This window comes from Phenylobacterium sp. (assembly GCF_030654915.1).
Lineage (GTDB): Bacteria > Pseudomonadota > Alphaproteobacteria > Caulobacterales > Caulobacteraceae > Phenylobacterium.
The window spans coordinates 1-5528 of the sequence record NZ_JAURWM010000274.1 but is presented as its reverse complement, the minus strand read 5'-3'; the positions used below and the strand labels follow the sequence as shown (position 1 = coordinate 5528).

At 67.7% G+C, this 5528-nt stretch carries 5 protein-coding genes; all 5 read right to left on the bottom strand.

Translation table 11 applies throughout. The annotated features are described in order from the left end of the window. Positions 1-1250: penicillin-binding transpeptidase domain-containing protein (locus Q7T84_RS14405; RefSeq protein ID WP_304810136.1), on the bottom strand; the 1250-nt coding region annotated here is incomplete at its 3' end. A 10-nt stretch (positions 1251-1260) separates the two neighbouring features. Beyond that, positions 1261-1770, bottom strand: coding sequence for a hypothetical protein (locus Q7T84_RS14400; RefSeq protein WP_304810134.1), 510 nt, complete (start codon positions 1768-1770; stop codon positions 1261-1263). 1 nt (position 1771) lies between these two features. Beyond that, positions 1772-2923, bottom strand: coding sequence for a rod shape-determining protein MreC (gene mreC, locus Q7T84_RS14395; protein WP_304810132.1), 1152 nt, complete (start codon positions 2921-2923; stop codon positions 1772-1774). Between the two features lie 63 nt (positions 2924-2986). Further along, positions 2987-4030, bottom strand: a complete 1044-nt coding sequence (locus Q7T84_RS14390) for a rod shape-determining protein (protein WP_304810130.1) — start codon at positions 4028-4030, stop codon at positions 2987-2989. 232 nt (positions 4031-4262) lie between these two features. Continuing rightward, the coding region (locus tag Q7T84_RS14385) for a sensor histidine kinase (protein WP_304810128.1) at positions 4263-5528 on the bottom strand (1266 nt) is incomplete at its 5' end.

Sequence of the window (5528 nt, the reverse complement as noted above, 5' to 3'; positions counted from 1 at the left end):
AAGGTCTTGCCGAACCCCAGGGCGTTGGCGGCCCGCGCAATAGAGTCGGGGCCGATCCGCAGAGCGGTCTGGTAGAAATAGATGTCGCAGGAGTTCTTGATGGCGTCGTGCATGTTCTGCGCGCCGTGCCCGCCATGCTTCCAGCACCGCCAGGTGCGCCCGCCATAGTACCAGCCGCCCGAGCAGTTCACCCGGATCGCCGGATCGATCCCCGCCTGCAAGGCCGCCAGGGCCACGGTCGGCTTGAAGGTCGAACCGGGCGGATAGGTCCCGGTCATCGCCTTGTCGAGCAAGGGCCGGCGCTCATAGTTGGCCAAGGCCTTGTACTCGGCGCCTGTCAGGCCACGTACAAACTGGTTGGCGTCGAAGCTGGGCGCCGAGGCCATGCAGAGCAGGTCGCCGGTCCGGCAGTCCATCATCACGATGGCGCCGCTCTCATCGCCCATCACCTCAAGCGCGCGGTTCTGGATGTCGACGTCGAGGGTCAGCTGAATGGTCTTGCCGGGCGTCGCCGGAATGTCCCCTGCCTCGTCCTGCCGGACCTCGCGGCCATTGGCGTCGACCTCGACCTTGCGCGCCCCTGGCTTGCCGCGCAGCGGCAGGTCGAACGCCTTCTCCACCCCCTGGCGTCCGATGCGGAAGCCGGGATGCAAGAGAATCGAGTCCGAGTTCGGGCCGGTCGGGGTCAGATCCTCGCGGTTCACCTTGGCCACATAGCCGATCACGTGAGCGAAGGCGCCGCCATACGGATAAACCCGCACCTCGCCCATGTCGGCGGTGACGCCGGGCAGTTCGGGCGCGCGGATGTTGATCGCCGAGAACTGGTCCCAGGTCATGTCTTCCATGACCGCCACCGGGACCCGCTTGGGCGTGCGCTCGATGTCCTTGACCAGCCGGCTCTGGCGGGCCTCGTCCAGCGGCACGAAATTAGCCAGGATCTTCAGTGTTCCCTGCGGGTCGGAATTGTCCTCACGCGACAGCAGCAAGCGGAAGTTCGGCCGGTTCGAGGCCAGCACCGCCCCTTCGCGGTCGACAATCAGGCCGCGCGGTGGCGGCACCAGGCGGAAGTTGAACTGGTTGGAGGCCGAGAGCTTCTCGTAGCGCTGGGTCTCGACGATCTGCAGGTGCGCCAGCCGCCCGCCCAAGGCCGCTAGCCCGAGGCCCGCCAAGCCGCCCATCAGGAACATACGGCGGTGGAACACACCTTGCCGCTCGTTGACCTCGGAGAAGAAGATTGACGGTTCGGCCATCGGCTAGAACCTAACGGAAGCGGACATCTGCATCCTCGAACCGGTCGATGAGCAGGTGTGCGAAGGGGAACAGGATAGCCGTCGCGAGGAATTGCCACGCCACGGCCACCAGGCTCGGGGTCGCGTGAGAATCCAGCATCGTGAACAGAAAGGCCGCGCCCATGGCCAGGCCGCTATTGACCGCGAACCAGGCCCACATCACCGGCCAGCTCTGCCCTGCCATCATACTGCGCCCGACCAGCGCCGCCCCATAGGTGACCAGTAGCGACAAGGCCCAGAGACCAAGCGGCGCGCCCCAGAAGACATCCAGGAACAGCCCCATGGCCAGCACCCCCAGCGGGGCCAGCATCGAGGGACGGATCACCGCCCAGGCGAAGGCCGGCACCATCGGAAAAATCGGCTCGGGCAGGCTCAGCCCGAACATGCGGAACGGCATCGAGAACAGCACGGTCAGCGCCAGGCACTGAACAAGCGGAACCCCGAGCCAGCGCCAAGGAGCCAGGGGACGGGCGCCGCCCATCCTAGAACGGAACCTCTGTCGTGGCCGGCGGCGGGCTTGCCGGCGCGGGTACGGGCGCGGGCGCGGACGTCACGGGCCGGCTCGGCGTCGCGCCCTTGGGGGCCGGCGCGCGCGGTGGAGCGGTCTTGGGCGCGGGCGCCCTGGCTGTCGAGGCGGCGGGAGCCGCGCCGGCCGTGGTCGGCGGCTTCGGGGCGGGCGCCGCGGCCCCTGCTGGAGTCGCGCCGCTGGCCGTCACCCCTACCGCGGGCAATGGACTGGCCGGCGGGGGCACCGGCATCTTGTCGAGCTCAGCGGCCGCCGCGGCGGTCAGCTGCGAGAAGTCCTGGAACAGCAGGATCCGCACGAAATCGACAGGCGCGGCGTCGGAGGCCAGCACCGCGCGCCAGCGTCCATCCAGCCCCTTGACCGCCAGGCCGACCGGCAGACCGCGCGGCAGCACCCCGCCGTCGCCGGAGGTCACCAGCCGGTCGCCCGGCTTAACCGGCTCCTGGCCGCGCAGATATTCCAGCCGGGGATTGGGGCCGCCGTCGCCCGTCAGTATGGCCCGCGCGTTGGTGCGCTCGATCATCACCGGCGTGCGCGAGGCGATATCGGTGAGCAGCAGGATCCGGCTCGCGCCCTCGGTCACCCCGATGACCCGTCCGATCAGGCCGTTCTCGCTCATCACCGGATTGCCCGAGATCACGCCCTTTTCCCGGCCGGCGTTGGCTAGGCGGGTGTTGGAGAACGGGCCGCGCGCCTCGCTCACGGTTCGCGCCGCCACCATCGGGATCGGCGGGTCGGTCTTCAGGCCCAACAGGGCCTTGTAGCGATTATTGGTGTCGCGCAGCGTCAGCGCCGCGTTCTTCCACTCCGCCGCCTCGGCAAGCTCGGCCTTGAGCCGTTTGTTCTCGGACACCGCGAAGAAGTATCCGCGCACCGCACCGACGCCGTCGCCGATCCACCGGCCGGGCGTCACCAAAAAGCCGGTGACCGGAGCCGCCACGGCGTCGCCCACCTGGCGGGTCACGCCGTAAGCTTCTGATCTGAAGGTTTCGCGCCGGTCCGACATCAGCAGGCCCACGGCCACGATGATGGCCACGACAAGGGCCACCCCCGCCGTCCATGCCAGCGGAACCCTTACTTCGCCGAACGGATTCTCACGAAGAGCCACCTGAACCTGCTCGCTTCCAAGACGTAGCCAGGGAGACCTCCCCCAAGCGCCGACTCGCGAATTCTACGCCAGGGTGGACTCGAGAACGCCCTTCATCCACTTCGGATGTTCAAGCACCTTGCCGCAGCCGAGCGCGACGCACGACAGCGGGTCGTCGGCCACGGTCACCGGCAAGCCGGTGTGGTCGCGAATTTCGGCGGCCAGGCCGCGCAGCAGCGCCCCGCCGCCCGTCAGCATGATGCCCTTGTCGGCGATGTCGGAGGCCAGTTCCGGCGGCGTGGCTTCCAGAGCCATTTTCACCGCGTCGACGATTTGACCGACCGGTTCGGCCAGCGCATCGGAGGCCTGCTTTTCGCTGATACGCACTTCGCGCGGCACGCCCTGCATCAGGTCGCGGCCCTTGACCTCGATCGAGAGGCCTTCGCCGTCGGCCGGCGCCCGCGCCGTGCCGATTTCCTTCTTGATGCGCTCGGCGGTGGTCTCGCCGATCAGCAGATTATGATTGCGGCGCATGTAGCTGATGATCGCCTCGTCCATCTTGTCGCCGCCGACGCGGACCGAACGCGAATAGACAATGCCCGACAGCGACAGCACGGCCACCTCGGTGGTGCCGCCGCCAATGTCGACGACCATCGAGCCGGTCGGCTCGTGGATCGGCAGGCCAGCGCCGATCGCCGCGGCCATCGGCTCGTCGATCAGACCGACGCGACGGCCGCCGGCGTTCAGGCAGCTGTCGTTGATCGCGCGGCGCTCCACGGCGGTGGCGCCTGACGGCACGCACACGATCACCTTCGGGTTCACGAAGCCCTTGCGGTTGTGAACCTTGCGGATGAAGTACTTGATCATCTCTTCGGCGACTTCGAAGTCGGCGATGACGCCGTCGCGCATGGGGCGGATCGCCTCCATGTGGCCGGGCGTCCGGCCGAGCATCTGCTTGGCCTCGATGCCCACGGCGTGGACGACCTTGCGGCCACCGACATTGCGCAGCGCCACGACGGAGGGCTCGTTCAGGACGATGCCCTTACCCTTCATGTAGATCAGCGTATTGGCGGTGCCGAGATCGATGGCGATGTCGTTGGAGATAGCGCCGAAGAGGGACGAAAACATGCAGGGCCCTGGAGGTGGGAAGCGGATTGGCGGGGTATGCGAAGCCCAGGCTGCCAACGCTTCGTTTCGAAACTCGAAACGTCTTGCGGCGTCAGCCTCCGCTTGCAGGACAGATGGTCCGTGTGCCCTGCCATTGGGTTCATTTCAAGGCTTAATGACAGGCGTGTGGTCTCGCGTCGCACGCGAGTGATCAGATGGGCCGTCGCGAGACCTCCAACGGCATACTGAAGCTTCAAGACGCAACCGGGAGTGGGGCGATGATCTTGCAGCGCAGACCGGTTTGCGCGAAGTCGAAATCGACCGCTCCGGCCAGCTCGCGCTCGATCGCGCCGCGTATGAATCTAAGGCCGAACCCGGCGCGCTGGGGCTCGCTCGCCGGCGGTCCTCCGGTCTCGCGCCACTCCAGGGAAAGGCCTTCCGAAGTCTGCGTCCAGTGCACCACCAGGCGGCCTTCGTGGCGAGACAGCGCGCCGTACTTGCCGGCGTTGGTCGCCAGTTCGTGCAGCACCATGGCCAGGGTCACCGAGACGGGGGTCGGCAGTTGCACGGAGGGTCCCTCGCAGAACACCGCGTCTCCGCGATAGGGACCCAGGATCCCGGCCACGATGTCCGTCATGTCGGCGGCCTCCCACCGACGGACGGCCAACTGATTGTGCGCGCCTGACAGCGCCATCAGCCGCGCCTCGAACGCCTGGCGCATCCCGACCGGATCGCCGCCGTCGCGGAAACTGTGGGCGGCCAGCGACTGGACGGTCGCCAGGGTGTTCTTCACCCGGTGGTTCAACTCGTCCAGCAAGGTCTTCTGGAGATCTTCGGCGCGCTTTCGCTCGGTGATGTCCACCAGCACATTGATCGCCCCCGCCAGTTCGCCCTCGGGGTCGAACAGTGGCGTCGGATGGGCCAGGAACGCGCCGCGACTGCCGTCAGGCCGCTCGAAAATGGCCTCGGCCCCGGCGATCTGCCTGCGCTCGCGAATCGCCTGCGCCATCGGGCAGGTCTCCAACGGCATGGGCGTCCCGTCGGGCCAGTAGAGCTTGAACGACCCGCACCACCGATCCTCGCCGATCGTCGGCTCGCGCCCCCAAAGCAGCGCCGCGGCCGAGTTGAAACCGACCACCAGGCCCTCGGCGTCGGTCTGGTAGATCGCGACCGGCGACGATTCCAGGACCCGGCGCGACCAGCCCTGGCGCGCGCGCAGCTTGTCGCGCGCCTGACGAAGCTCGGTGATGTCCTGAACGCAGTTCACCACGCCGATCAGTTCGCCGTCGTCGTCGAACAGCGGATCGGCGTTGACCAGCAGGCTGCTCTCGCGGCCATTGGGATGTTCGAGCGTGATCTCGCGTTCCTTCACGGGTGCGCCGGTGGCCAGCACCTCGGCCACGACCGCCTGGCTCGACGCCAAACGCAGACCATCCGCGAACGGCCGGGCGCCAGCGAGCGCGCAGCCCCAAAACTCAGACACCCGCCAATTGTAGTGAACGATCGCCCCGCTGACGTC

Excerpts from the sequence above, each read along its gene's own strand:
- Q7T84_RS14400 (WP_304810134.1), bottom strand. The coding sequence starts at position 1,770 with ATGGGCGGCGCCCGTCCCCTGGCTCCTTGGCGCTGGCTCGGGGTTCCG.
- Q7T84_RS14390 (WP_304810130.1), bottom strand. The coding sequence starts at position 4,030 with ATGTTTTCGTCCCTCTTCGGCGCTATCTCCAACGACATCGCCATCGAT.